Origin of the sequence: Stappia sp. TSB10P1A (assembly GCF_900185725.1) — a bacterium.
GTDB lineage: Bacteria > Pseudomonadota > Alphaproteobacteria > Rhizobiales > Stappiaceae > Stappia.
The window spans coordinates 1-557 of the sequence record NZ_FYAU01000012.1 but is presented as its reverse complement, the minus strand read 5'-3'; the positions used below and the strand labels follow the sequence as shown (position 1 = coordinate 557).

Annotated in this window: 1 protein-coding gene; it reads right to left on the bottom strand. The window is 64.8% G+C overall.

What is annotated here, in order from left to right; translation table 11 throughout:
* Positions 1 to 5: 5 nt before the first annotated feature.
* Positions 6 to 557, bottom strand: a 552-nt coding sequence (locus tag TSB10P1A_RS02305) for a transposase (protein WP_208986997.1), incomplete at its 5' end; no start/stop codon positions are given.

The following is a 557-nucleotide window of genomic DNA, read 5'->3' as shown; positions in this document are numbered from 1 at the left end:
TGTCATCAACTCATATCGTTGAGGTGGTCTCTCGTTCTGGCGTTGAGGATGACGACGATCTTTCTCATGAGGGCTGTGAGGGCGACGATTGGCTTCTTTCCGTTTGCGATCAGCCTGTGGAAGACGGGTCGCAGCGGCCCTTTGCAGCGTGCGGCGCTGAGGGCAGCCATGAAGAGGATGGAACGGATCTGCGGGCGTCCGCCGCGGGTCTTGCGGTAGCCCTTCAAGGTTCCGCTGTCGTTGGGGTGTGGGGCAAGGCCGGCCAGGGATGCGGCCTGCTTTCCGGTCATGGTGCCGAGCTCTGGCATGGCGGCGGCCAGGGAGATGGCGGTCCTTGGTCCCACGCCCGGCAGCGAGCGGTAGATGGCGATACGTCGTGCGAGCACGGCGCAGTGCGCGCAAAGGCCTGCGATGGCCTTGTCGATGGTCTCGATCTGGCGATCGAGCATTCTGACGAGGCTCCTGCAGGAGGCGACGACCAGGGTGCATCCGGGGGACTTGGCGCGGTTGAGTTCGGCGCCGCGAATGGCCATGAGGTCCTGCCTGCGGGCGACGAG